Source organism: Corynebacterium sp. Marseille-P4611 (genome assembly GCF_916618765.1).
GTDB classification, from domain to species: Bacteria; Actinomycetota; Actinomycetes; order Mycobacteriales; family Mycobacteriaceae; genus Corynebacterium; species Corynebacterium marquesiae.
In genome coordinates this window covers 2,034,681-2,060,000 of sequence record NZ_CAKAKD010000001.1, presented here as the reverse complement: position 1 = coordinate 2,060,000, position 25,320 = coordinate 2,034,681, and the positions used below count along the sequence as shown (strand labels likewise).

General features: G+C 57.8%; 25 protein-coding genes and 1 pseudogene (1 of these 26 cut by a window edge). 22 read left to right on the top strand and 4 right to left on the bottom strand.

All coding sequences use genetic code 11. The features are described from left to right. Positions 1–485 (bottom strand): annotated as a pseudogene (locus LG376_RS09890) (IS3 family transposase) (it extends 709 nt beyond the left edge of the window). Between the two features lie 247 nt (positions 486–732). Here LG376_RS09890 and LG376_RS09885 point away from each other — a divergent pair. The 13 genes from LG376_RS09885 to LG376_RS09825 all read left to right on the top strand — a co-directional run bounded on the left by LG376_RS09885 (position 733) and on the right by LG376_RS09825 (position 12,464). Further along, complete coding sequence (locus LG376_RS09885) at positions 733–1,542, top strand: hypothetical protein (protein ID WP_225746996.1); 810 nt, start codon at positions 733–735, stop codon at positions 1,540–1,542. Continuing rightward, positions 1,542–2,525 carry an HAD-IIA family hydrolase gene (locus LG376_RS09880; protein WP_225746995.1) on the top strand — a complete coding sequence of 328 codons (984 nt, stop codon included), beginning with the start codon at positions 1,542–1,544 and terminating at the stop codon, positions 2,523–2,525. The genes LG376_RS09885 and LG376_RS09880 overlap by 1 nt, the downstream gene beginning before the upstream one ends. After that, a complete protein-coding gene (locus tag LG376_RS09875) occupies positions 2,516–2,677 on the top strand; it encodes a hypothetical protein (RefSeq protein ID WP_005324658.1) in 162 nt (53 codons plus the stop codon). The genes LG376_RS09880 and LG376_RS09875 overlap by 10 nt, the downstream gene beginning before the upstream one ends. Next, complete coding sequence (locus tag LG376_RS09870; RefSeq protein WP_198492999.1) at positions 2,677–3,483, top strand: TlyA family RNA methyltransferase; 807 nt, start codon at positions 2,677–2,679, stop codon at positions 3,481–3,483. Before LG376_RS09875 ends, LG376_RS09870 begins: the two co-directional genes overlap by 1 nt. After that, the gene (locus tag LG376_RS09865; RefSeq protein ID WP_049378093.1) at positions 3,480–4,364 is read left to right on the top strand and encodes an NAD kinase; all 885 of its coding nucleotides are present in this window, start codon (positions 3,480–3,482) and stop codon (positions 4,362–4,364) included. Before LG376_RS09870 ends, LG376_RS09865 begins: the two co-directional genes overlap by 4 nt. Then, on the top strand, positions 4,364–6,034 hold the full coding sequence (gene recN / locus LG376_RS09860; RefSeq protein WP_225746994.1) for a DNA repair protein RecN: 1,671 nt from the start codon (positions 4,364–4,366) through the stop codon (positions 6,032–6,034). The genes LG376_RS09865 and recN overlap by 1 nt, the downstream gene beginning before the upstream one ends. A gap of 19 nt (positions 6,035–6,053) precedes the next feature. Next, entirely contained in the window at positions 6,054–7,205 is a 1,152-nt protein-coding gene (gene steA, locus LG376_RS09855; protein WP_225746993.1) for a putative cytokinetic ring protein SteA, read from the top strand. A 3-nt stretch (positions 7,206–7,208) separates the two neighbouring features. Continuing rightward, positions 7,209–8,111, top strand: coding sequence for a copper transporter (locus LG376_RS09850; RefSeq protein WP_225746992.1), 903 nt, complete (start codon positions 7,209–7,211; stop codon positions 8,109–8,111). A 3-nt stretch (positions 8,112–8,114) separates the two neighbouring features. Further along, positions 8,115–8,753, top strand: a complete 639-nt coding sequence (locus tag LG376_RS09845; protein WP_225746991.1) for an NUDIX hydrolase — start codon at positions 8,115–8,117, stop codon at positions 8,751–8,753. Continuing rightward, positions 8,750–9,640, top strand: coding sequence for a site-specific tyrosine recombinase XerD (gene xerD / locus LG376_RS09840; RefSeq protein WP_225746990.1), 891 nt, complete (start codon positions 8,750–8,752; stop codon positions 9,638–9,640). The genes LG376_RS09845 and xerD overlap by 4 nt, the downstream gene beginning before the upstream one ends. A 12-nt stretch (positions 9,641–9,652) precedes the next feature. After that, positions 9,653–10,660, top strand: a complete 1,008-nt coding sequence (locus tag LG376_RS09835) for a hypothetical protein (RefSeq protein WP_225746989.1) — start codon at positions 9,653–9,655, stop codon at positions 10,658–10,660. 127 nt (positions 10,661–10,787) lie between these two features. Further along, positions 10,788–11,660, top strand: coding sequence for a ParA family protein (locus tag LG376_RS09830; RefSeq protein WP_225747385.1), 873 nt, complete (start codon positions 10,788–10,790; stop codon positions 11,658–11,660). Between the two features lie 6 nt (positions 11,661–11,666). Continuing rightward, the gene (locus tag LG376_RS09825; protein WP_225746988.1) at positions 11,667–12,464 is read left to right on the top strand and encodes a ScpA family protein; all 798 of its coding nucleotides are present in this window, start codon (positions 11,667–11,669) and stop codon (positions 12,462–12,464) included. Here the strand turns inward: LG376_RS09825 and LG376_RS09820 are convergent. Beyond that, positions 12,461–13,027, bottom strand: coding sequence for a GNAT family N-acetyltransferase (locus LG376_RS09820; protein WP_225746987.1), 567 nt, complete (start codon positions 13,025–13,027; stop codon positions 12,461–12,463). The two genes, LG376_RS09825 and LG376_RS09820, sit on opposite strands and share 4 nt — an antisense overlap. An 87-nt stretch (positions 13,028–13,114) precedes the next feature. Between LG376_RS09820 and scpB the strand changes: the two genes are divergently transcribed. The 5 genes from scpB to LG376_RS09795 all read left to right on the top strand — a co-directional run bounded on the left by scpB (position 13,115) and on the right by LG376_RS09795 (position 18,446). Then, positions 13,115–13,669, top strand: coding sequence for an SMC-Scp complex subunit ScpB (gene scpB, locus LG376_RS09815; RefSeq protein WP_225746986.1), 555 nt, complete (start codon positions 13,115–13,117; stop codon positions 13,667–13,669). Between the two features lie 55 nt (positions 13,670–13,724). Continuing rightward, complete coding sequence (locus LG376_RS09810; RefSeq protein ID WP_225746985.1) at positions 13,725–14,636, top strand: pseudouridine synthase; 912 nt, start codon at positions 13,725–13,727, stop codon at positions 14,634–14,636. Then, positions 14,636–15,331, top strand: a complete 696-nt coding sequence (gene cmk, locus LG376_RS09805; protein ID WP_225746984.1) for a (d)CMP kinase — start codon at positions 14,636–14,638, stop codon at positions 15,329–15,331. The genes LG376_RS09810 and cmk overlap by 1 nt, the downstream gene beginning before the upstream one ends. Further along, positions 15,324–16,904 (top strand): ribosome biogenesis GTPase Der, encoded by a 1,581-nt coding sequence (gene der, locus LG376_RS09800; protein WP_225746983.1) that lies wholly within the window; start codon positions 15,324–15,326, stop codon positions 16,902–16,904. Before cmk ends, der begins: the two co-directional genes overlap by 8 nt. Before the next feature lie 156 nt (positions 16,905–17,060). Further along, complete coding sequence (locus tag LG376_RS09795) at positions 17,061–18,446, top strand: anaerobic C4-dicarboxylate transporter (RefSeq protein ID WP_225746982.1); 1,386 nt, start codon at positions 17,061–17,063, stop codon at positions 18,444–18,446. 2 nt (positions 18,447–18,448) lie between these two features. Here LG376_RS09795 and LG376_RS09790 read toward each other — a convergent pair whose 3' ends face one another. After that, a complete protein-coding gene (locus LG376_RS09790) occupies positions 18,449–19,249 on the bottom strand; it encodes a class I SAM-dependent methyltransferase (protein ID WP_225746981.1) in 801 nt (266 codons plus the stop codon). A 37-nt stretch (positions 19,250–19,286) separates the two neighbouring features. Here LG376_RS09790 and LG376_RS09785 point away from each other — a divergent pair, with 37 nt between their 5' ends. The 3 genes from LG376_RS09785 to LG376_RS09775 are packed head-to-tail and all read left to right on the top strand — an operon-like array spanning position 19,287 to position 23,415. Continuing rightward, the gene (locus LG376_RS09785; RefSeq protein WP_225746980.1) at positions 19,287–20,717 is read left to right on the top strand and encodes an ABC transporter ATP-binding protein; all 1,431 of its coding nucleotides are present in this window, start codon (positions 19,287–19,289) and stop codon (positions 20,715–20,717) included. Beyond that, entirely contained in the window at positions 20,717–22,459 is a 1,743-nt protein-coding gene (locus LG376_RS09780; RefSeq protein ID WP_225747384.1) for an ABC transporter ATP-binding protein, read from the top strand. The genes LG376_RS09785 and LG376_RS09780 overlap by 1 nt, the downstream gene beginning before the upstream one ends. A gap of 38 nt (positions 22,460–22,497) precedes the next feature. Beyond that, positions 22,498–23,415 (top strand): PHB depolymerase family esterase, encoded by a 918-nt coding sequence (locus LG376_RS09775; protein WP_225746979.1) that lies wholly within the window; start codon positions 22,498–22,500, stop codon positions 23,413–23,415. Here LG376_RS09775 and LG376_RS09770 read toward each other — a convergent pair. Further along, the gene (locus tag LG376_RS09770; RefSeq protein ID WP_225746978.1) at positions 23,412–24,671 is read right to left on the bottom strand and encodes a site-specific DNA-methyltransferase; all 1,260 of its coding nucleotides are present in this window, start codon (positions 24,669–24,671) and stop codon (positions 23,412–23,414) included. The genes LG376_RS09775 and LG376_RS09770 overlap by 4 nt on opposite strands. 336 nt (positions 24,672–25,007) lie before the next feature. On the opposite strand from LG376_RS09770, the gene LG376_RS09765 reads away from it, so the two are divergent. Further along, entirely contained in the window at positions 25,008–25,181 is a 174-nt protein-coding gene (locus LG376_RS09765; RefSeq protein WP_198493015.1) for an Rv0909 family putative TA system antitoxin, read from the top strand. Positions 25,182–25,320 lie beyond the last annotated feature (139 nt).

Below are 25,320 nucleotides of genomic sequence, written 5' to 3'. Positions count from 1 at the left end.
CCGTGCTCATCATCGAAGATGGTCTTGATTCGTGCACCAATAAGAGCATCAGAACACATCTTTAACCTGCGTTTTTCGCGAGTGTTGGCCCATTTGTAGAACGAGGAGCGATTGAGCTTTAACACGTGGCACATCCGCTTAACCGAGTATTCGGTTCGGTGGTCATAGACAAACTGGAAGCGGATTACCAGCGTGTCTCTTCGGCAAAATATTTCGCGGCCTTACGCAGGATGTCGCGTTCTTCGCGCAGCTTCGAGACTTCTCTTGTCTCACTGGCGGATTCGCTCAGAATCAGTCGTCGCTTGGGCCTTGTCACGCATGGTCTTCGTGCGGGCACGTTTGCCGGTGCCGTACTGCTTAAGCCAGGAATAAAGTGAAGAACGATTGACTCCAAGCTCTGCTGAAGCCGCGTGGAGTGAAAGGTCCTCATTGTTTTCGTAGAGGGCCACAGCATCACGTTTGAACTGTTCGGAGTACCTAGGCATGGTGGTAGATTACCTTTCTTCCCAACCCAACCGGGCTGGATATCAGGTGTCTACCTAACAGGGGTCAGGTCCTTCAGTAGGATCGAGCGCCGTCTTATTGAACCGGTCTGGGCGAGCGTTTGGCCTAGCGCTGTATGGCTCACGCTGCGGCAGCGCAAGAGGATCTAAATTCCGGCTTTTTCGCTTGGGGTTGTAGAATAGGGCCGGTATTTCTGTGCTAGTTCCAACCAAGAAAGGGTAGGGCTTAATGTCGGAGCGCAACCACAACGGGCGAGCTGGACGTGACCGCAAACCACGCAATAACAAGGGCCGTGATTTTAAGGGCGATTCCCGGAAAAAGAAGTCTTTTTCGCCGCAGCGCTCCGGTTACCGTGAGGAACGCATCAATCGTCGCATGAGTGACCCAGACATCCCGGCCGAGGTGGATGTTAACGATTTGGATCCCTTGGTTTTGCAGGACCTAAAATCGCTCTCGAAGGAGAATTCCGAGGCCGTCGCCAAGCATATGATCATGGCTGCGACCTGGATGGAAGACGATCCCAAGCTTGCCTTGCGCCATGCACGTGCTGCTAAGGACCGTGCCGGCCGCGTGGCTATCGCCCGAGAGGTCAATGGTATTGCCGCATATCGTGCTGGCGAGTGGAAGGAAGCGCTCGCTGAATTGCGTGCTTCCCGGCGTATTTCTGGCGGGCCTGGGCTGCTGGCCGTAATGGCTGACTGTGAGCGCGGCTTGGGACGCCCAGAAAAGGCGCTCGAGCTTGGGCGCACGGATGAGGCGGCCGACCTAGATGATGAATCTAAAATTGAGCTAGCGATTGTTTTAGCCGGAGCCCGCTTAGATATGGGCCAAGCCGAGTCTGCCGTCGTAACTATCCAACGCGCTCATCCTGATCGCGATGCACGCGGGATAGGTGCATGCCGCCTGGCTTATGCCTACGCCAACGCACTGCTGGAAGCTGGCCGGAAAGATGAGGCCAAGGATTGGTTTGAACACGCAGTGTCGATTGATGAGGGCGACTGGACCGATGCAGCGGAGCGCTTAGAGGAGTGTAAGTAGTGACGGTTCTAAGCAAACACGATGCTCTTCTGCTCGATCTTGATGGCACCGTGTGGGAAGGCGGCCGCCCACTTTCTAACGTGGTGGACGTCATCAATACCTGTGGTGTGCCGGCGGTGTACGTGACGAACAATGCTTCACGCAGCCCAGAAGCAGTGTCGAAGATGCTGGCAGACATCGGGCTCGAGGCGACCACGCAGCAGATTATTACCTCCGCCCAAGCAGTCCTTCAATTAGTGGCGGATGAGGTGCCAGCCGCCTCGAAACTCCTCATTATTGGTGCTGATTCCTTTCGTGATTTGGCCCGCGAGATGGGCTTTGAGGTGGTCTCCAGCGCTGATGACAAGCCTGCCGCTGTTGTGCAGGGTTTTGACCGTTCTGTTGGCTGGGAGCAATTGACTGAAGGGGCTCTGGCCATCCGCCAGGGAGCGAAGTTTTTCGCATCGAACCTAGATACTTCTCTGCCTATCGAGAGGGGATTTGCCGTGGGCAATGGTTCCCTCGTGGCCGCCATCCAGTCCGCCACCGGGGTAGAGCCGGTGTCTGCTGGAAAGCCTGAGCCAGCCATGTTTACTTTTGCGGCGAAGCAAATTGGTGCGAAAAAACCGCTTGCTGTAGGCGACCGTTTGGATACCGATATTGCCGGTGGTAATTCTGCTGCCATGAATACCTTCCATGTGCTTACCGGTGTTTCTGGGGAACTAGAACTTATTGAGGCACCTGTGGAGGCGCGCCCCAACTTTATTGGTGCAGGTATGCATGAACTGGCTTTGCCGGTCTCTGTTGCCCGACCTGGAGCCCAGGGTGGATTTACGGCGCGGTGCGATGGCCATGACCTTCTGCTCGAGGGCGGCGACGAAAAGTCTACCTCCGTTCAGGCATTGCGCACCGTGTTGGAAGTTGCATGGGCCATGCCGTCGCCGCCGCGCTATATTCAGCCGCGTAGCGAGCGTGCGGAAAAGGTTGTTGCGCAATGGCGGTAAAGCCGCACGACTTTCGAGCCGTTAAGGAGCCGGCAGAGATCGATGCGGAAGTAGCAGAGATCCTTGGAGAAGACGCAGCGGATTTGGCCGCTGAAGTAGATCAGCTTGATCGCGCTCACAATGTGTTGCGCGATGCATTGCAGGAGAATTAATGCCCCCACAACGTCGTAGGTTAGATGCGGAGCTGGTGCGCCGAAAGATTGCGCGGTCACGTGAGCAGGCACGGGAGATGATTAAGTCCGGCCGTGTCACGGTTGGTGGCTTCAAGGCGCACAAGCCGGCGTCGATTGTAGAGCCCGAGGTTTCCATCAAGGTAGAGGAAGCCGAAGAAGACAAGTGGGCTTCACGTGGCGCTCACAAGCTTTTGGGCGCCTTGGCGGCGTTCGACGTCGACATGAACGGCCGCATCCTCGATGCCGGCGCTTCTACCGGTGGCTTTACGGACGTGTGCCTTGAACACGGTGCGCAGGAAGTGCTGTCTGTCGACGTAGGCTATGGGCAGCTGCTATGGCGCCTGCAAAACGATGATCGCGTAACCGTTTTAGACCGTACGAATATCCGGAATGTAACGCTGGAGCTTACCGACGGCCCCTGCGATGGCATGGTAGGCGACTTGTCCTTCATTTCCCTCCGCTTGGTTTTGCCGGCCATTGTGGATTGTCTGAAGGACGGCGCTTGGTTGTTGCCTATGGTGAAGCCGCAATTTGAAGTGGGCAAAGAGCGCCTCGGAAGCGGTGGAGTGGTTCGTTCGCCGGAGTTGCGTAAAGAAGTTACTAGGGAAGTCGCTGAATTTGCGTTGTCCCTGGGGCTTAGCATGCATGGGGCTGTTGCATCCCCTCTGCCTGGGCCAAGCGGCAATGTGGAGTACTTCCTGTGGTTGAAAAAGGACGGTCAGCCAACAGATCTGGCTAGAGTGGAAGAAATGATTGACCGCGCAGTCGAGGAAGGCCCACAATGACACGTGAGATCCTGTTGGTGCCTCATGCCAACCGTCAGCAGAACCTGGAGGCTACGTCGCGTGCGGCAGAACTCCTACAAAGTGCGGGAATTACTGTTCGAGTGTGCGCGGACGAGAAGGTACTGCCAGGATTAAAGCATGTGCCTCACACTGAAGATGCGGCCGCAGGGTGCGAATTAGTGTTGGTTTTAGGCGGCGATGGAACCTTCCTCCGTGCCGCCGACATGGCGCGTGCCGTAGATATTCCGGTGCTGGGCATTAATCTAGGCCACGTGGGCTTTCTGGCCGAGTGGGAGGTCGAATCCCTAGATCAGGCCCTAGTGCGGGTCATAGATAAGAGGTACCGCATTGAGGATCGACTCACCATCGATGTCACTATCTTTGATGAGGAAGGGACCCTTCTCAACCGCAGCTGGGCTTTGAACGAGGCTTCGGTAGAAAACCAAAACCGATCCGGCGTGCTAGATGCCATCTTGGAGGTTGACCGGCGGCCGGTGTCGTCCTTCGGCTGTGACGGGGTGCTGATCTCCACTCCCACCGGATCCACCGCCTATGCGTTTTCGGCTGGCGGCCCAGTGCTGTGGCCCTCTCTCGATGCGATTTTGGTAGTACCGAATAACGCGCATGCGCTGTTTACCAAGCCATTGGTTGTATCTCCCAATTCTTTAGTAGCCGTCGAATCAACTATGCGTACGACACCGGCGACCGTGATTTTGGACGGTTTTCGTGAGCTAGCAATGCCCCCAGGAGCTCGTGTGGAGGTCGTGCGAGGCGCGCGTCCGGTGCGGTGGGTACGCTTGGATGACCAACCTTTTACTGACCGTCTAGTCTCGAAGCTGCGCCTGCCCGTAGAAGGGTGGCGCGGGCCGAAGGAGAAGTAGTGCTCGTCGATATTTCCATCAATGATCTGGGTGTTATTAGCCAGAGCTCTGCGGAACTATCCGCGGGCCTTACCGTGCTTACCGGTGAAACCGGTGCGGGTAAGACCATGGTGGTTACTGGCTTAAGGCTCTTAGCCGGTGGTCGCGCGGACGCCTCCCGGGTGCGCGATGGCGCGAAAAAGGCCGCAGTAGAGGGGCATTTTTCTTCCGCAAAGGACTCGATCCGTGAGTTAGTGGATTCGGTAGGCGGAGAGCCCGACGAAAACGGAGAATATATCGTTTCGCGCACAGTCTCCGCCGCGGGAAGATCGCGGGCCTATTTAGGCGGCCGCGCAGTACCGGCTGCAACCCTGGGCGAGTTCGCGCGCGAGCTTATAACGGTCCACGGGCAAAATGATCAGCTGCGTTTGCTCGCGCCCGAAGAACAACTGGGTGCGGTAGACCGTGCGGATCCGAAATTGACCCGTGTGCGGGATCGCTATACCGAGGCCTTCAAAGAGTGGCGCAGCCTCGCCAAGGACTATAAGCGGCGTACGGAGCAGCGCCGCGAGTTGGCGCAGGAGGTTGACCGCTTGCAATTCGCCGTCGATGAGATCGATGGCATCGCCCCAGAACCCGGCGAGGACGAGGAACTGGTGCAGCTGGTTCGCAAGCTGCAAGACGTCGATGGGCTGCGCGAGTCCGCGGAAATCGCGTTGGCTTCCATCGACGGTACCGAGGAACTGGAAGAGGCCGCCTCGGCACTGCTAGGCCGGGCGGTTTCTGCCTTGGCGGGGTCCACCGATAAGGAACTGGCGGCCTTGGGCGAACGGCTCAGCGAGATCTCGACGCAGTTGGGCGATATCTCCGGCGAGCTCGGTGGGTATCTAGCCGGACTTCCGGCGGACCCACACCTGTTGGAAAAGTCCCTCCAACGGCAGCAGGAATTGCGCACGTTGACTAGGAAGTACGCGGGGGATATTGATGGCGTCGTAGCTTGGCGCAATGAGGCAGCGGCAAAACTCGAGTCCATGGATACCTCCACAGAAGCCCTGGAGGAGCTAAAAAAGCAGGTCAAAGACGCTGAAGCGGTGATGATTGAGCGGGCAGGGGAGCTGACAAAGGGGCGTCGGAAAGCGGCGAAGGCCCTAGGCGAGCAGGTGACGCAGGAGCTCCACGGCTTGGCCATGCCGAATTCGACGCTGACGGTCGAGCTTAAGCAAGCGAGATATTCTAAGTCCGGCGCAGACGCGGCCGAGCTGCAGTTGAATGGTAAGCCGATTGCCTCTGCTGCTTCGGGCGGCGAACTCTCCCGTGTCATGCTGGCCTTGGAGGTCGTGCTGGCAGACGAGGACGGCGCCACCTTAGTCTTCGATGAGGTCGATGCCGGCGTGGGCGGACGCGCAGCGGTAGAGATCGGCCGCCGCCTGGCGCGCTTGGCCGTGCATAACCAAGTGATTGTGGTAACACACCTGCCACAGGTCGCAGCGTACGCGGATGCGCACCTGCATGTATCGAAGGAGAAATTTACCTCTGGCGTGGCCGAGCTTTCACAGGAGGAGCGCGTAGAGGAATTGGCCCGCATGCTGGCGGGGTTGGACGATACCGAGACCGGGCGCGCGCACGCACAGGAGCTTTTTGACCGCGCGCAGGAAGAAGCTTCCGCGCGCCTCGCCCACTCGAAACCATAATCACGCCACAATAGGGCTCATGGCTCTGTTTTCCCGTAACCCCGAGCAGCCTGGTGCACTGCGCGATTGCACTCCAGGCGCTAAGGGGATGAAAAAGTTTAGTGAAGGCGATGTCGCCGTAATTGATGTGGCCAATATCTCTCGCCACGAGGCTCAAACTCTCGTAGACCTTAAGCCCTCCGCCGTCATTAACGTGGCGGAATTTTCTACCGGCACGGTCCCTAATTATGGCCCGCACATGTTGCTTGACGCCGACATTACCCTCCTTGAAGGCGTGGGACAGTCCTTTGTTTCCGAGTTCAAAGAGGGCAAAAAGGCGCGCATCGGGGAAGACGGCACCGTCTTTAGCGGCGATAAAGCACTCGGCACCGGCCGCGTGGTAACCCGCGAGCGAGCAGAAAAGAACTTCACCGCGGCGCAGGGCGCGCTGATTGACCATATGGAATCCTTCTTTGGCAATTCCATTGATTTCATTAACTCGGAAGGCCCGCTGCTTATCGACGGCCTCGGCGTCCCTGCTTCCGGTTCCGAAATCGCCGGCCGGAAGGTTGTCCTCTTTTCGCCTACCGATAGGCACCGCGAACAGCTCAAGCAGCTGCGCAACTTTATTCGCGAGTATGAGCCGCTGCTGGTCGCAGTGGGAACGGCGGCAGATTCCTTGCTGGCCCAAGGGTATAAGCCAGATTTCATTATCGGGGATCCCAATGGCGTGAGCGATGAAGCTTTGCGTTGCGGCGCCCGCGTAATCGTTCCTGCGAACCCGGAAGGGGAGGTAGAAGGCCTCGACCGCATCCAGGACCTCGGCATCGGCGCGATGACTTTCCCCGCAGCAACACACTCAGGTACCGACCTAGGCCTGCTCTTTGCTGATTACCACGGCGCGGATCTCATCGTGCAGGCCGGCGGTGGGGTAGACCTCGATGATATCTTTGCTGACCGCACCAACCCCTCGGCCGTGCTGTCCCGCCTCAAGGCCGGTACGAAGGTGGTAGATGCCGATGCAGTGATCAATCTCTACAGTGCGCCGTCCTCCAACCTCGGCTGGTTGTGGGCAGTACTGGGAATCCTGGTTGCCATTGCGGCAGTCATCCTCATCGTCGGTTTCGGCGGCAGCCAGGACTTTGCCAGCAACCTTAGCGAAACCTGGTCTAGCCTCTTTGGAGGCGCATAAGGCATGGCAAAGACTGAGCTCGTAGCAGGCTTGGGCTTCGGCGCCGCGGTAGGCGTAGCCTTAGGCGCTCTAGTGATTGCGCCGAACTTGACCACCAGCATGGCGGACGACGATCCGATACGCGAGGAGCACCGCAAGGTGGTCCAAGACAATAAGATTCTGCAGACCCAGAATGAGGCCAGCGACAAACTCGTGGCCGATTCTGGCGCGGAAATGGTTGACGGGACATTGTCGCAGCGCCCAGTGCTCATCGTGACCACCGATGACGCCAATGGCGGAGACGTGGACGCGATTCGGAAGCTCTTGGAGTCTTCTGACGCCACGGAGGCCGGCGAGATTAAGCTGACCAAGGACTTCTTTCGCCCCGAAACTAAGGACAAGCTGCTTCCCATCTTGAAAGATATTGCGCCCAAGAAGGCAGATATCAAGGACTTGGATTCTGCAGGAGCCCTCAGTGGTGAGGTCCTGGGTACTGCGCTGTCTATGCATCCTGAGAGCACGAAGCCTTTGGCCTCGGTAGACGAGCGTGCAGACGTGCTTCATAAGCTGCGCGATGAGGGCTTTATTGATTACGAGGACGGCACCATCGTGCCTGCGCAGGCCATCGTCGTGGTTTCTGGAAATGGCCTGCGAGGCTATCCGTCCACCGCGCTGGCAGAATTCGCCACCGGTTTGGATGATGTCAATGGCTCCGTGGTGTTGAGCGGGCGCACCAAGCAGACTCAGGATGATAAGGCGCTAGCCCAAGTGCGTGATCAGGACGCGGAGCTGTCTACGGTCGATGGCACCGAACGGGCAGTGGAGCGCATTGCGGTCATTCTGGCCACCCAGGAACAACTTGATGGTGGCCAGGGGCACTATGGCGCCACCGAAACCGCTGACTCCGCCTTGCCGGGAGAGGAATAGCCCATGGCGCATGATTTCAAGGTGCTTGATTCGCAACTTCTTGTTGAAGCCCCCATTATTGCCCTGCGCCGCGACGAGGTAGTCATGCCCGGTGGCGTTTCCGCCTCCCGGGAAGTAGTCGAGCACCTAGGTGCTGTGGCCGTTGTGGCAGTAGACTCAGACGAGCGTATTGCGATGGTGTATCAGTACCGCCACAGCGTGGGAAAGCGCTTGTGGGAACTGCCGGCGGGATTGCTCGACGTTCGCGGTGAGGATGAGCTGACCGGCGCCCAGCGTGAATTGCAGGAGGAGGCCGGCCTAAGCGCGCAGACGTGGTCCGTGTTGACGGACCTTGTGACTTCGCCGGGTTTCTGCGAGGAGGCGGTTCGCGTATTCCTTGCCTCGGAGCTTTCCGACGTCCCCCGGATGGAGGCTACCGGCGACGAAGAAGCCGATATGGAAATCGCCTGGGTGGGACTCGATGAGGCAGTTGACAAGGTACTGCGCGGTGACATCGTCAATTCCATCGCCTGTAGCGGCATCTTGGCGGCCTACGCGGTGCTGCGCGGCGGCAAGGGAACCCGCAGTGTGGAGGAGCCGTTCGACCTTCGACCGACCTCAATGAGCTCCCGCCGCACGGGCGCGGACCTAAAACAGCTGTGAGTGCGCTCGAAAGCATTGCGCAGACCTGGCTTAATCATCTAGCAGTCGAGCGCGGCGTGTCCGCCAATACCTTGAGCAACTATCGCCGCGATGTCCGCCGCTACCTTGCCTGGCTGGGGGATAACGGGGTAGAGGATCTGCGGTCGGTGACGCGACCGATGGTAGAAGCTTATCTTAAAGACCTGCGCGCACACATGGCTGTGTCCTCAGCCAACCGAGCGCTCATCGTTGCTCGCGGACTGCATAAATTTGCCGTGTCAGAGGGCATAGTGGACGTCGATGTCGCGGTTGAGGTAACTCCTCCGTCAACCGGGCAGCATTTGCCTGAGACATTATCGGTAGGCGAGGTCACCGCCCTCATTGAAGCGACTACTACTGAGACCCCAGTAGATGTGCGCGACCGTGCCCTGCTGGAGATGCTCTATGGCACCGGCGCGCGAATCTCGGAAATTATTTCCCTGAACGTTGATGACGTGTCCGCCGCGCAAGAGGTAATACGCCTGCGGGGCAAGGGAGACAAAGAGCGGATTGTGCCAGTGGGCTCGCATGCCCGCCAGGCTCTCGATGCCTACTTGGTGCGGGCTCGTCCAGCGCTGAGCAAAGGGAAGACGCCCGCGCTGTTTCTCAATACCCGCGGTGGGGCTCTATCGCGTCAAAGTGCATGGACTGTATTGAAGACGGCAGCGCAGCGGGCGCAATTGGGAAAGTCCATTTCTCCGCACACGTTGCGGCATTCTTTTGCGACGCACCTGCTTGAAGGCGGCGCAGATGTGCGCACCGTGCAAGAATTGCTGGGACATTCCTCGGTGACGACAACGCAAATATATACTCACGTCACTGCCGATTCCTTGCGCGAGGTGTGGCGCACTGCGCATCCCCGTGCCTAAGAAAGGACCAATATGTTTTCAACTCGTGTAGCTGGTGCGGTGCTATCTACCGCTTTGTTTTTCCCAGCGGTGGCACACGCCCAGCTGCCGCCGGAAGTAGAGGCTGCTATTGCCGCTCCCATTTCGGTTCCTGCCGGCCAGACCACGACTGTAAGCTTGCCCGTGCCGGCCGAAGCCAGCTACTCCGGCGATGGGTGGAGCGTGTCTGCCTCTGGTACCTCCGCTACCATCACCGCCCCAGCGGAAGGCGGCCAAGTCTCGGTTCCTGTCTCCGCCCAAGGCATGAATGCGACCCTGACGCTGGTAGCCGATGGGTCGGTTGCGCAGGAGGACATTCAGGAAGAAATTGATGACGCGGAAGGCGGACCGGCCCCAGCTCCAGCGCCAGATTCGGGCTCTGATAAGCCGACTGGAGGTGATAATGCTCCAGCAGGAAAAGGTGCCGAGGGCGGAGATGGCAAGCCCGCGCCGTCGAAGGAAAATAGCAACTTGCCGGTTGTTCCAGGTGAAAAGCCGGAGCGCAAGCCTGCTGGGGAAGCCAACCTTGAAGGCGCGGAATACGTCAACCTTGAATCCAAAATCGAAGGCAATACTATTACCGCGAAGATGGGCTTCAAGCAGGCCTTTGACCTCTACCAGCAGTTCAAGGACACGCAAGAAAACGACGTCACGCTGCGTTACCTCGATGGCGAGGGCAATATCATCCAAGGCGTAAAGCGTGACGTGGATGCCTCTTCTCGAACCCTCACCTTGACTTATCCGGAGGGCGAGGCGCCTGATAATCCCTTTATCATGCAGTTGCTTCGCAATGACGGTTCTGGGGCCGCACTCATCGTCACCCTACAGGACCCTAACTATCAATCCGCCGCGGAAAACCTCGATGAGCGCCAGCGAAAGGAACCCAAAGAAGAAGACGGCGGCTCACATTTGGGCTGGATTATTGGAGGGGCAGCTGCGGCGGTACTCATCGCGCTCATAGCTCTGGTGGCAATCCGCAAACGCCGTTCCAGTCAACGCTAAACACTTGATATAGACTAAGTCTCGGTACTTTTAACCTGTAACGGGTACGCTTTAATGACAACGTTGTAATCAACCCTAAGCCAAGTGTCATGGTCCGGAACTTGGCGTCAAGGAAGCAGGTGTGACTGTGAGCGAAGAGGGTCTATTTTCTGCCTCTGACGTAGAGGTGGGGCTGACCGGTCGTCCTATCCGTGAGTTACCGGAACCCGCACCCTTGGAAAAACATGGGCCGGCCACCATCATTTCGATGTGTAACCAAAAGGGTGGCGTAGGTAAAACCACCTCAACGATCAATATGGGTGCCTGCTTGGCGGAATACGGCCGTAAAGTCCTCTTGGTTGACCTTGACCCCCAGGGCGCGCTTTCGGCGGGTCTCGGGCTCACGCATGACGATATCGAGGACACCATCTATGACGTGATGCTCGATAGTCACACCTCTATTCATTCCGCTATCCAGCACACCGGGGTATCGGGCTTGGATCTGGTGCCGGCGAATATCGACCTTTCTGCTGCGGAAATACAGATGGTCAATGAAGTCGGTCGCGAGCACACCCTTGCCCGCGCCTTGCGTCCGGTGCGCCGCGATTATGATTTCATCATTATTGACTGCCAGCCCTCCTTGGGCTTGCTTACCGTCAACGCCCTTGCTTGCTCACAGGGTGTGATCATCCCTATGGAGTGCGAGTTTTTCTCCCTGCGCGGTTTGGCGCTGTTGACCGATACCGTGGAGAAGGTTTCTGATCGCATTAACTTTGATCTTGAGGTCATGGGAATCCTAGTGACCATGTTTGATCGCCGGACCAAGCACGCCCGGGAAGTGATGTCCCGAGTGGTGGATTACTTTGGCGATAAGGTCTTTGACACAGTCATTACCCGGACCGTTCGATTCCCAGAGACTTCGGTAGCCGGCGAGCCGATTACTACCTGGGCACCCAGCTCCCCGGCCACACAGCAGTACCGGAACCTGGCCAAAGAGGTCATCGAGCGCTCGACCCTTTAAGGTATCGTGACCCAGCCGGAGATTACGGGCTTTCGCATTGCACTGCGAAATTTTGAAGGCCCTTTTGACCTGCTATTGCAGCTTATTCAGTCGAAGAAGATGGACGTGACGGAGGTTGCGCTGTCAGAAGTAACGGACGAATTTGTGGCGTATACACGCCAGTTGGGCGCATCTGCTGATCTGGATGAGACCACTGATTTTTTATTGGTGGCAGCCACGCTTTTGGATTTGAAGGCAGCGCGGCTTCTGCCGCGCGGTGATGTCGACGATATTGAAGACTTGGAACTGCTGGAGTCGCGCGACCTCCTTTTTGCCCGTCTGTTGCAGTACAAGGCTTATAAGCAAGCAGCGGACCAATTCGCCGTGTGGCAGCGCGAGGCGCAGCGCAGCTATCCGCGTGCGGTTTCCATCGAGGAGAAGTTTGCGGAACTTTTGCCTCCAGTTTCGCTCGGCCATACGCCGACCAGTTTTGCCGAGCTAGCGGCGGGCGTGTTCCGTCCCAAGCCACCGGAGGAAGTGGCAACCGGTCACGTACACACCGTAGCAGTATCGGTGCCAGAGCAGGCCGGCAAGATTTTGGAAACGCTCAAGCTACTCGGCGCAGGTCAATGGACCAGCTTTGGTGCTCTAACCCGCGACTGTACGGTTTCTATGCAGGTAGTGGGGCGTTTCTTGGCCCTGTTGGAGTTGTACAAGGCCAAGGCGGTTGATGCACAACAAGAAGAAGCGCTGGGTCAGCTGGACCTATCGTGGACAGGCCTAGATGTTGACCCAGCGGTAGTTGCCGCAGCGAACTGGGACTAAGGGCGCTGCTGGATGAATTTCAGCGTCTCGGGGGAGAGCTCGCGGTCGGAGTAGACGCGTACGTCTGGTTCCTCAGGGTTGTCCTCGGTGCCTATGCGGCGCCCTTCCCATACCTGTTGGAGCCCTTGCTTTTCGATGACGCGGATGGCCGCTGGGTGGTTTGTCGTAACGCGGGCCGTGATGGGGGAGTCGGGATCAACTTGGCGGATACTCTTTAACGCCGCCGAGGTGATCTCTGTGGCAAAGCCTGAACCCCAATGGGCGGGACGCAGGCGGTATTTGATGTCCCAGAAATTTCCATCTTCGACGAAGATGGCGCCGCCAACGCCGACGAATTCCGAAGGGTTGTGGCGCAAATAGGCGGCCCAAGGCCCGAAGTGGTGGGCGTCCCATGACTGAGAGGATGCTTGTGCGAGTGCACGGGTGGTGCGGATATCGGCGAAGCGCCCGTTGGGTCGGTGGCTCCAAATTCGTCCGTCGCTGTAGACCTTGTGGGTCTCTTCGGTATTTGCAGCGGACAGCGGGATGAGGATGAGTCTGTCGGTGCGAGTGATAGTTTCCATGACAATATGTTATACGCGTCACAGACGGCACCGAAAGTGATTTGGAGGAATTTCAGCAATTTTTCCTATCCAGTAAACTCGGGCGCTATGGATCTTCCCCTCATCTCGCAGCTGCGTTCCCGTCTTGAGTCCATATTGCTTGTGCTCGACTCCCCAGCCTCTGTGGAGTCATTGGCGCGTGCGCTGGGGGCGGAAAGGGACGTCGTCAGTGATTGCCTGCGTTCTATTCAGCGGGAGTTGGATAGTCGTGGTTCTGGTATTGACCTGCGCGAGAGCCAGGAGGGGTGGCGCTTTTATACGCGCACCGAAAATGCCGGGGCAGTCGAAGAGTTTCTCTTGGATGGCGCCCAAACCAAACTCTCCCGCGCTGCCCTGGAGACTTTGGCGGTAGTGGCCTATCGCCAGCCCGTTACTCGCCAGCAGGTGGCGGCGGTTCGCGGCGTCAACGTTGACGGTGTTATGCGAACCCTTAACCTGCGTGGATTGGTCCGAGAGTTGCCGCAGGATGATTTTGAGGGCTCCGCTCACCGGTACGAGACGACAGAATTGTTCCTCGAGCTATTGGGGATCGATTCTTTGGAGCGCCTGCCAGACTTGGCGCCGCTGTTGCCTGACGTAGAGGCGATCGACGAAGAGTACTAGCGTGGGGTAGGATTGCCCAGGTAATTTCATATCTTCGAGAGAAAAGGACACGTAGGTGACTCCCCCCGCTCGCCGTGACGGCACACCGGATAAGAAGCAGCGAGACAGTGACATCATTGTCTCCAATGCCAAGCCGGCCCGCCACCAGCATGTATCAAAGAAAAAGCAGAAGGCTACCGCAGAATCCGTAGCCCGCGAATTGGGCGCCGATTGGCTGGTCAATGAAGACAAGCCCAAGGGAGAGCGCCTCCAAAAGGTGCTCGCCAAGGCGGGCGTCGCTTCCCGCCGCCACGCAGAAATCCTCATCGATGCCGGCCGAGTTGAGGTCAACGGCAAGATCATCGCCAAACAAGGCGTCAAGGTAAATCCCTCCGTTGATGTCATCCGAGTAGATGGTGTGCGCGTCAATGTCAATGAAAAGCACGAATATTTTGTGCTCAATAAGCCGCGCGGCATGCAGTCCACCATGTCTGATGACCTAGGGCGCCCGTGCGTGGGTGACGTGGTTTCAGAAAAGGTCGCAGCCGGCCAGCGACTCTTTCATGTCGGCCGCCTCGACGCCGATACGGAAGGCCTGCTCATCCTCACTAATGATGGCGAGTTAGCCAACCGCTTGATGCACCCCAAGTACGAGGTGACCAAGACCTACCTCGCCACCGTATTGGGCGAGGCCGATAGGAAGCTCGTGCGACAGCTCAAGGAAGGCATCGAGCTGGAAGACGGAGTGGCAAAGGCCGATTTTGCGCAGGTAGTTGATACCAACCAGGGCTTTTCCTTAGTGCGTATTGAGCTGCATGAGGGCCGCAAGCATATTGTGCGCCGCATGTTGAAGGAGGCGGGATTCCCCGTGCAGCGCCTGGTGCGCACCAAACTGCATACAGTCCAGCTGGGCGATATGAAGCCTGGCGGTCTGCGTGCCCTCAACTCCAGCGAGCTGACTAGCCTGTACAAGGCGGTGGAGATGTAATGATTTCTAATATGCCGAATGACGGTCTCATCCTAGCCGTGGATGGCCCATCTGGAACTGGAAAGTCGACCACCTGCCGTGCACTGGCCAAGCAGTTGGACGCAAAGTACGTCGACACCGGTGCTATGTACCGGGTGGCAACGCTTGCGGTGCTGCGTGAAGGCGTTGACCCTGCTGACACCGCCGCGGTTATTGCGGCTACGGCCAATCTGCCCTTGGGAGTATCCGATGACCCGGATTCCACCGAGGTGCTCCTCGGCGGCGAGGACGTCTCGCGCGTTATTCGAGAAGACGAAGTCACCCGGAACGTTTCCGCCGTATCTGCCATTCCGGAGGTACGCGAGAATCTGGTTGCGCTGCAGCGCAAGCTTGCCCGCGAGGCTCACCGCGCGATTGTAGAAGGCCGCGATATTGGCACTGTGGTGCTTGCCGACGCCCCCGCTAAGGCATTCATGACTGCCTCTGCCGAGGTCCGCGCTCAGCGCCGCCAAGCCCAAAATGAAAAGGCGGGCATCGCTTCGGATTACGAGACGGTACTCGCAGACGTCCAGCGCCGGGACGCTGCGGATTCTTCCCGCAAGGCCTCACCTCTGCGCCCGGCGGAAGACGCAACCCTAGTCGATACCTCCAATATGAGCCCAGAGGATGTGCTGGAAGCTCTGATTAACGTGGTAAAGGAGTCGGTCAATGACTAATCACGATCCCCAGGAAGAGTCGGAGACTCAGTTCCACTACCCGGCCGGAAAATTCGATGATGAGGTGGTAGAAGCCTCTCCTGGTTGGGCCGCCGATGATTTCAATACCGAGGAATTCGACTATGACTTCGATGACTCGGAATTTGGTGAGGCTGATTATGGCGACGGTGCGCACGCAGAAGAGCCGCTGAGTGAAGAGGAGTGGGAAGAACTCTCCCGCGCTTTCGGTGTGGAGTCCGATGATCACACCGAAGAAGCTTTGTGCACGGTGGCCGTAGTCGGGCGCCCAAATGTGGGTAAGTCCTCCTTGGTTAACCGTTTCCTTGGACGCCGCGAAGCGGTGGTAGAGGACCACCCTGGAGTTACTCGTGACCGAATTTCCTACGTTGCGGACTGGAACGGTCAGCGCTTTTTGGTACAGGACACTGGTGGCTGGGATCCCAACGTGAAGGGTATCCATGCGGCGATTGCCCGCCAGGCAGAAGTAGCCATGGAAACCGCCGATGTCATCGTTATGGTGGTAGACACCAAGGTGGGCATCACGGAGACGGATGAGGTCATGGCTCGCCGCCTGCAGAAATCGCCTGTGCCAGTGATTTTGGTATCGAATAAGTTCGACTCCGATAATCAGTACGCGGATATGGCGGAATTTTATGCCTTGGGCTTGGGTGATCCGTGGCCCGTATCCGCCCAGCATGGCCGCGGCGGTGCGGACGTGCTCGATGAGATTTTGCGGGTCTTCCCTGAAGAACCCCGGCAGACCGCGATTACCTCTGGCCCTCGCCGCGTCGCATTGGTGGGCAAGCCTAACGTGGGCAAGTCCTCGCTGCTGAATAAGCTCACCAGCGAGGAGCGCTCCGTGGTCGACAACGTCGCAGGAACCACCGTGGATCCGGTTGACTCTCTAGTTCAGCTGGATGAGCAGCTGTGGAAGTTTATTGATACTGCGGGCCTGCGCAAAAAGGTGAAGAACGCGCAGGGGCATGAGTACTATGCGTCCTTGCGCACTCGCGGCGTTATCGATGCTGCCGAGGTCTGCATCATGCTTATCGACGCCTCTGAGGAGATCTCCGAGCAGGACCAGCGCGTGCTCAATATGGTGCTCGAAGCCGGCAAGGCCCTAGTCATTGCGTTTAATAAGTGGGACCTTATGGATGAGGATCGCCGCTATTACTTAGACCGCGAGATTGATCAGCAGCTGAGCCACTTGCCGTGGGTCACGCGTGTGAATATCTCTGCGGAAACAGGCCGCGCGCTGCAGAAGCTGGAGCCGGCCATGATTGAGGCACTGGAAAGCTGGGATCAGCGTGTGTCCACGGGCCAGTTGAATAACTGGTTGCGTGAGGCTATCGCGGCTAATCCGCCGCCGATGAAGAATAACCGTCTGCCGCGCGTATTGTTCGCTACGCAGGCCTCGACTCAGCCGCCGACCATCGTCTTGTTTACGACGGGCTTCTTGGACGCGGCGTATCGCCGCTACCTTGAGCGGAAGTTCCGCGAGCGGTTTGGTTTCCACGGAACGCCCATCCGCATCGCAGTGCGAGTGAGGGAGAGGCGCGGCAAGAAGCGCTAGCAGTATGCCCGTTACGCTGGGATTATAGCACTCAGGCGAGCGATTGTTGCACCGGACACGGTGTGAGAATTCGCTCGCCTTTCCGTTTATGTCCGATCATGTGGGTCTGGATAGGATATAACCAGTTAATAATTCTCTCGTGATGGAAGGCTCAGCATGCTAGCCAGCGTCATTGCGCCAGATTCAATTCTGGCCATCGTGCTCCAAGTCATCATCATTCTCAGTGCCCTGCTTCTGGGCACTCGATATGGTGGCATCGGATTAGGACTTATTTCCGGCATCGGTTTGATGCTGATGGTCTTTGTCTTCGGCCTTGCCCCGGGTGAGCCGCCGGTATCTGTGATGCTGACCATCATTGCGGTCATCGGTTGCGCGGCTACCTTGCAACAGGCGCGCGGCCTGGAAGTGATGATGCAATTTGCCGAGAAGTTTCTCCGCGCCCACCCAGAGCGTATTACCATCCTTGCGCCGCTGACCACCTGGTTCCTAACGGTACTGTGCGGTACGGGCCACGTGGTGTACACGATGTTTCCGATCATCGAGGATATTGCCCTGAAGAAGGGCATCCGCCCAGAGCGTCCTATGGCCGTCGCATCAACGTCGGCTCAGATGGGTATTACGGCCTCGCCAGTATCTGTGGCCACCGTGTCCCTAGCATCTATCATCGCGGAAAATGCCGGCGCTATCGATCACGCCTATTCTATTCCGCAGATCCTCATGGTGGCTATGCCCGCCTCGCTTGCCGGTGTCATTCTTGCCTCGCTGTGGTCGCTGCGCCGCGGAAAGGATTTGGACGAGGACCCGGCTTTCCAGGAGCGAATGAAGGATCCGGAGTTTGCAGAGAGCATTCACCAGTCCACCGGGTCGCTTCTGGACGAGGAATTTTCGCCAGAAGCAAAACGCGCGGTGGTTATCTTCCTTTTGGCTATTGCCAGCGTGGTGGCGCTCGGTGCGTTTGAATTCCTGCGCCCCCTCGTTCCAGGCGACGATGGCGAGTTGAGCCCGCTATCTATGAACCTGGTTATCCAGATGGTCATGCTTGTTGCCGGCGCAATCATATTGCTCAGCTGCAAGGCTGACCCGAAGAAGATCGCGTCCGCTCCAGTGTTTAAGGCCGGTATGACGGCAGTATTCTCCGTCTTCGGTGTGGCGTGGATGGCAGATACCTTCTTCGAAGCCCACATCGATGCTCTGGAGTCCAACCTCGGGTCCGTGGTGGAGGCCGCCCCGTGGGCCTACGCGGTGGTATTGGTCATCGTGTCCAAGCTGGTCAACTCCCAGGCCGCCGCCCTAGTTGCCATCGCTCCGATTGGCCTGCAGCTCGGCATCGATCCCGCCGTTATCGTTGGTTTCTACGGTGCAGCATATGGCTACTTCATTTTGCCAACCTACCCTTCCGATCTAGCCTGCATCGGATTCGACCGCACAGGCACTACCCATATCGGCAAGTTCGTCATCAACCACTCCTTCCTTGTCCCTGGCGCCATCTCGGTCTTCACCTCCTGCGTGGTGGGCTCGCTATTGGCGCAGGTCCTGCTCTAATCCTAATCCCGTACCAGCACGAAGGCATCCGTGCGGTACGGGATGCGTAGTTTTTGCCCCGGTTTAAACCCCATGTGCTCGTAGAGGTACCAATCCAGGTTGTGGGTCATGCGTTCGTGGATGGTTTCGCCATTGCGCAACCAGTAGGAGCGGGTGTGCATCAGCTGGTGAAGCTGCTCGGGGGTAAGTTCGTGTTCCCAGGTCAAGCGCAATTCACGGTCTAAAACCCACGGTGCGGTGTAGGTGGGGTAAAAACCCGGTTTGTGCACGTCGCCAGAGTGCATTATGCGCGAGAGCCGCAGGATCCAGGGGTCCGCGTTGACATCAAGCGTGTTCCACACCAGGAGAATCTTCCCGCCCGGCGCGAGGACGCGGTCAAGCTCTGCACAGACGGCTGGTACGTCGACCCAGTGCCAGGTTTGGGCGAGGCAGGCGGCGTCTAAGGAGGCGTCGGCAAGCGCGGTGTTTTCGGCCGTAGCACGAAGGACTGGCAGGTGGAGCTGCGCTGCGAGGATTCCAGCCATATCGGCGGAAGGCTCTAGCGCAAAAACCTGAGCATTGGGGAGGGACGCGGTGAGTTTTCCAGTTCCGGCCCCGATATCGGCAACGGTATGGGCGTCAGCGATAAGGGCAGAAACCTCGTCCGGATAGCCGGGGCGCACATCGTGATAGGTGCTCGCGCCGTGACGGAAGGCCTGAGCGGAAGCGGTGCGTTGTGCGGCATCGCGGAAGCCAGGGCCTTGTCTAGTGGAGGGCTTGCGGTAGCTAGGGAAGTGGCTGGGATTGGGGCGGCGAGTCGACATAACCCATCTAACCTACCGCGAATTAGAATGGCTGCCTATGAGGACACTTCCTGCACCATCAGATCCCAGGTGGCTGCTAAAGACTGTCTTTTCTCGTCCATCCCTCACCGTGCCGGCTGCACTCTGCATGGCTGTATCTTTTTTGCTTAACGGATCGACTCCAGTGATAGTGGGACATGCCATTGATGAAGCTGTCTCGGAAGGTGACGTTGACCGACTAGGCATGTGGCTAGTGGTATTGGGGGTAGCTTTTGGCCTTAATGCCATAGCCGCATGGTTCGGACGCGGCCTCAACGCGCGAGCCATGCTAGTAATTGGGCACGATCTGCGCAGGGCCATCACGGATAGGATTCAGGATCCGCGGGGCATTGCAGGCGAGCCCCGCAGCGCCGGCGAACTGCTTGCCATCGCCTCCACAGACGCACGGCGCGTGCAGAATGCCGTTATGATGACGGTCTTTCCCGTCGCTGAGATCGCTGCCATTGTGTATGTGGCGATCATGGCTAGCCGTATTAACCTGCCTTTAGGCATCGCCATTTTGTGTGGCGGGCCGTTAATGGTGTGGGGCTCAGTGCGCGCGGCGAAGCCTCTGCGCACGCGTTCCGGAAGCCGCCAAGCGGCGTTGGCGAAGGCCAGTTCCATGGCCACCGATGTGGTCCAGGGCCTGCGGATCCTTAAGGGCCTGGGTGCAGTAGCCACTGTCAGTCACCGATACTCCACGGTGTCTGGAGCTGCCTTCGAACGAACAGTAGAGGCCAATGCTGCCCAAGCGCGACTTAATGCGACTACGGAGATTTTGGGCTCGGTGTATGTCATTGCGGTGGGCATTGGTGCAGGCGTGATGGCCATGCACTCCATGGTGAGCGTAGGTGAACTCATTACGGTTATCGGCCTCACGCAATTCATTATCACCCCGATGACGATGCTGGGCCGAAATATCGCCTCGCGGTGGGCGGCCGCACAGGCAAGCGCAGAGCGTATTATTGCCGTCCTCGCCGCACCCGGGGTAGAGAAAAGTGAACCGCAGGTTCCGGCCCTCGCTCCTGGGGTCAACGTGGTGCCCGAGCCTATTCCAGAGGATCTCGTCTTCTTGCCGCGCGAGCGGTTCCTGGTTGTTCCACACGAAACTATGCTTTTTGAGGGGACCGTGCGGGACAATATTCATCCGGATAGCGCAAGGGCACAACGAGCCCTCTTCGTAGCTGCGGGCGAAGATATACCGGGCGGGTTGGACCGCCAGGTGGGAGAAGGCGGCCGAAACCTCTCCGGCGGACAACAACAGCGCGTAGCGCTGGCACGAGCCATTGCTGCGGACGCGGAGATCTTAGTTTTAACCGATCCAACAACCGCCGTGGACTCGGTGACCGAACAGGAAATTGCCCAGCGGGTGGCGCATCACCGCGGGCCTAAGCCCACGCTTGTCTTCACCACCTCGCCGGCGTGGGCAGCAGTGGGGGCAGAGCTATGATGCGGTTTCCTACGGCCTCCTGGCCTCAAGTGCGTAAGGAAGTGGGTCGCCAGCTTTCCGACGTCCCCGCCGCCCGCTGCCAAGCCGCAGCGGCCTTAGCCTTGCTTACCGCAGGGGCCGGCAGCAATGTAGCGATTCCCATCCTGTTGGGAAAGATCGTCGACGCAGTCATTACTCAGGGCGCCATTGTGCCCATTGGTATTTCCTTAGTTCTGGTGGCCGCGGTCTCGGCATTGTTTTCCGCGGCAGGGTTCTATGTCCTTTCCCGCCTGAGCGAACGCGTGATCTCCGCTTTGCGCGAAGATATGGTTTCTACCGCTCTCCGCTTGCCTACCCACCGTGTGGAGGAAGCCGGCACTGGGGATTTGGTCTCTCGCTCTACCGATGATGTAGCAGAACTCTCTGCTGCCGTCACCGAGACCGTCCCCGTGCTGGCCAAATCTGCTTTCGCCATCGCAACTACGGGGGTGGCACTAGTCAGCCTCAATTGGCAATACCTACTGGTCGTAGGTGCAGTTGCGCCGCTTTATGTATTTGCCGCGCGCCAGTACCTGCAGCGCGCTCCGCAGCGCTATACCGACGAACGCGCTGCCATGGCGGAACGGGCGCGCAGACTCCTGGAGTCAATTCGCGGGCGAAAGACTGTGCGCGCCTTTGGCATGGAAGATCAGATGCACGTTGGGATTGAACGTGTCTCCGCACAGGTGGTGGACAAGGGGTACGCCGCGCGAAGGACAATGATGGTCTTGCAGCTATGGATGACGGTCATCGAGTTAGTTATGCTGGTCTGCGGTTTGCTCATCGGCTTTTGGGTGGTGCAGGCTGGGGCGCTCACCGTTGGCTCAGTCACCGCGGCCATGCTCCTTCTTATTCGCTTGCGGGGCCCGCTCATGGGATTGATGCGAGTAATCGATACCGTTCAATCCGGCTATGCCTCTCTGTCTCGAATAGTTGGGGTGGTCATGGATCCGCCACGGGCAGTGCCAGACTTCGGCGCGCCGACCCCAGGTGGGGTTGCCGAATTAAAAGAAGTGAGCTTCAGCTACGATGACGGCGGCTGGGCTGTGCAAGACGTGAACCTTAAGCTTCCCGCTGGACACACCGTAGCTTTAGTGGGAGCCTCTGGTGCGGGAAAGACCACGGTCGCTGCTCTTCTGGCCGGACTGCGAGTCCCGGCTACCGGAACAGTCTTGGTGGATGGAGTAGAGGTATCGGCCCTTTCTGATTCCGAAAGGGTGGCGCGTTTAGCGATGATTTCCCAAGAGGTTCACGTATTCTCAGGAACCCTGCGCGAAGATTTGTCCTTGGCCGCCCCGCAAGCCTCAGACGCACAAATGGAAGATGCACTACAGCGCGTCGGCGCACAGTGGTATGCGCGGTTAGAGGAGGGCCTAGATACGGTCATTGGAGCTCGGGGAATCCACCTTGACCCAGTAGCAGCACAGCAGCTTGCGCTGGCGCGAATATTGCTTTTAGATCCCAAGGTCGTCATCATGGACGAGGCCACCGCAGAGGCCGGATCGGTGGGGGCGGAAGCTCTGGAAGAAGCCGCGACAGAGGTCACCCGTAGGCGAACCGCACTGATAGTGGCGCACCGACTAGACCAAGCCGCACGAGCCGATAGCATCGCCGTGATGGATAACGGGCGGGTGGTGGAGCAAGGCAGTCACCACGAACTGTTAGATTATGGTGGCCGTTATAAGCAACTATGGACCGCATGGCAGAAGGGACGACAGAGATGAACGCGAGGTCGCTACGGGCCCTAGTTGGTGCGGTAGCAGTGAGTTTCCTTGCGGTTGCCGGCGCATCATGTTCGGCCGACTCGCCCGACTCCGCGCCCCAAGCCGTCCCAACTGAGACGAAAAACTTAGGGATTCCAACCTCCGCACCGCTAAGCGGACCCGAGCCAGGAAGCTATACCACCGTTAATCTGCCATCGGGCCGTTCCTTTATCCTCAGCGTGCCCAAGGACTACAAGGGGGAGAAAAAGTGGCCCATCGTCCTGGCCTTTCCAGGCTGGGGACAATCTGCCGAAAATCTCCGCGGCTATTCCCGCCTCGATGCCGCTGATGCCATCACCATTTTCGCAGAAGGTAAAAAGAAGGCTTGGAGCCCTGCTCCTTATGCCAAGACGTCAACAGCAGAAGACAAAAAATTTGTTCGCGACATCATTGATGCCGTTCGAGCAACGTATAGGGTAGATGACTCCCGGATTTTTGCTACCGGCATGTCGAACGGCGGCGGGTTTGCCGCCTACCTGGCCTGTCAGATGCCCGATGTTTTTAAGTCCGTGGCTACCGTTTCCGCTGCCTACTACAAAGATATTCTTAAAGACTGTGCCCATTCCCCCGTGGGTCGATTGGATATTCACGGCACCGTGGACCCCGTGGTGGGTTACTACGGTGGAACGCGCCATAAGACCAAGTACTATTCCGTGGAATCCGTGCTGGAACAAGACCGTAAACGCAATGGTTGCTCTACCAAGGTCGATACGACCCGCCTAGTCAACAATGCACTCGATATGAAGTGGAGCGGCTGTACCGCACCGCTTGAACACATCCGTATCGCCGGAGGCTCACACGTATGGCCCGGTGGTACAGCAGACGCGCACAATGAGGTAGGCAAATTCTTTGCTACCGACCGCGTCCTAGACTTCTTCGGTATTCCCGGTCGCCCGTCCGGTACCGCACAGACTTAGTCCGGTCTATAGACATGAAAGCTAGCGCCTGGAACCTTGCGCACCCTCTCAATGCAAATGTCTGCCACGGTAGAAAAGCCCGCGCGATGAGCAGCGCTACGCGGGGAGGTAGGCTCGGGAATTTGCACAAGGTGAAAAGACCGAGTGCCCCCATCGTCGTTATTGAGTTCTACTACTGCCTGCGCAGTGGTGCCGGAACCCGCAAAAAAGTCTAGGACGCGCGCATCCTTTCCACCCGCAATGGAAATGAGGTGCTTAATCAAGCGCACCGGCTTGGGAAACTCGAAAACGCCCTCGAGCCCCATGATGTCCTCAGCATCGCGTCGGCCGGTACGGGTTACTCCAAAGCGCTCCCCGTCAAGGATAGAGCGTGGGCGCGCTCCCACCTTCTGATAGTTCTTGGTATAGACAAAACCTCGCCGGAAGACGAGCTCATCGAAGCGCTGCTCAACCTTATCTTGGCCCCAGCGCCAACGGGCGACTTTTTCTTTTCCCGCCGGCTGGTGCGGCCAATACTCCTTGCCATCGGGACCGGAGATAGGGAAGTCGAGGGAGGGAAGATACCCAAGGGTCTTAGAATCTAAACGCACCAAGGAATACTTCCCTTTGTCGTCCTCATGGTTGTATTTGGTGGAAGTATGGCCTTGGAGATCGACATTGAAACCGGGATTGTTAGGAGTTCGGGAGTAGCACAGAATATATTCATGCTCTACCACTGCGTACTTAGAATCGTTTTTGCCGGTGCCGGCCTTTTTCCAAATCAACTGGCCGGCAAAGCACTCCTCCCCAAAAACTTCATCGAGTACCTTGCGCGTATTGGCCACTTCGTCTTCTCCAATGGAGACAAAAATGAAACCTTGTGCGGAAAGTACATCTCGGGCCAAGATGAGTCGGGGAAGCATCATCGACAGCCACTGCGAGTGCCATTCTGCATAGCTTCCGGAACGCATCTGGCGGCGTAAACGATAGTTATCGCGGTAGACAAAGTCCTTGCCGGTGTTATAAGGCGGGTCGATATAGATGACGTCAAAGAGTTCCCCGCGGTTGGCAAGCCCTTGTAGAACCGGAAGATTATCTGCCGTAATAATGGCGTTGTCCGCGTCACAGGCTGTGCTGAGCGCAGCATCACGCGTGAAACGCTGTGTCAGCGGCGCGCTAGCGGCTGCTCGGGCAGCCTCTTTGCCCGGCCATACTAAGCCAAAGAATTCCCTGGCCGTTTCCGAAGTGGACGGTGGCGCTGGGGTAGTTGAAGCCATGGTGCGAAGCCTTCGTTGGTAAATCGTCGATACCGTCTTACGCTATCATTTGCACGATTGAGGAAATTTGGCCTGAAGCTAAATTGTGCATCCTGATTTTGCTTATACTTCGCTAGGGTAGGGCTAAAGCGGCAGGCCTTATTGGGTGCTCGATAGGCTGCGGGGGTGTCTGGATGCCCCTGAGAACAATCGCGCTGCGGGGCGGAAAAATTTATTTGGTCTAGTGGCCGAAGAGACTTTTCGGTGGCATGTTGGCTCAAGTGTCGGTACGTTGGGGTGTGTTGCCGGACATGGCAGCTTTTAGATAAAGCTAGAACTAGAAGAAAGGATAACCACATGGGTATCTTCGATAAGGCAAAGGACGCACTGAACTCCGATAAGGGCGAAGAGCTCAGCGACAAGGGCTTGGACAAGGCAGCTGACGCGGCTAAGGACAAGCTCGGCGAGGACAAGGCCGACCAGATCGACAAGGCTCGTGACGCAGCTGACGGCAAGCTCGGTAACGAGTAAATAGCTTCGCCCGCTTAAAGGGCGAATGGCTACTTTTTATTTTGGCCCCCAGCCCGCAAGGGCTGGGGGCCAAAGCTATATAAAGACCAGCAGCATAAAGCTGGCAAAGGTCTATATAGGTGCTTCCACCTTTTTATGG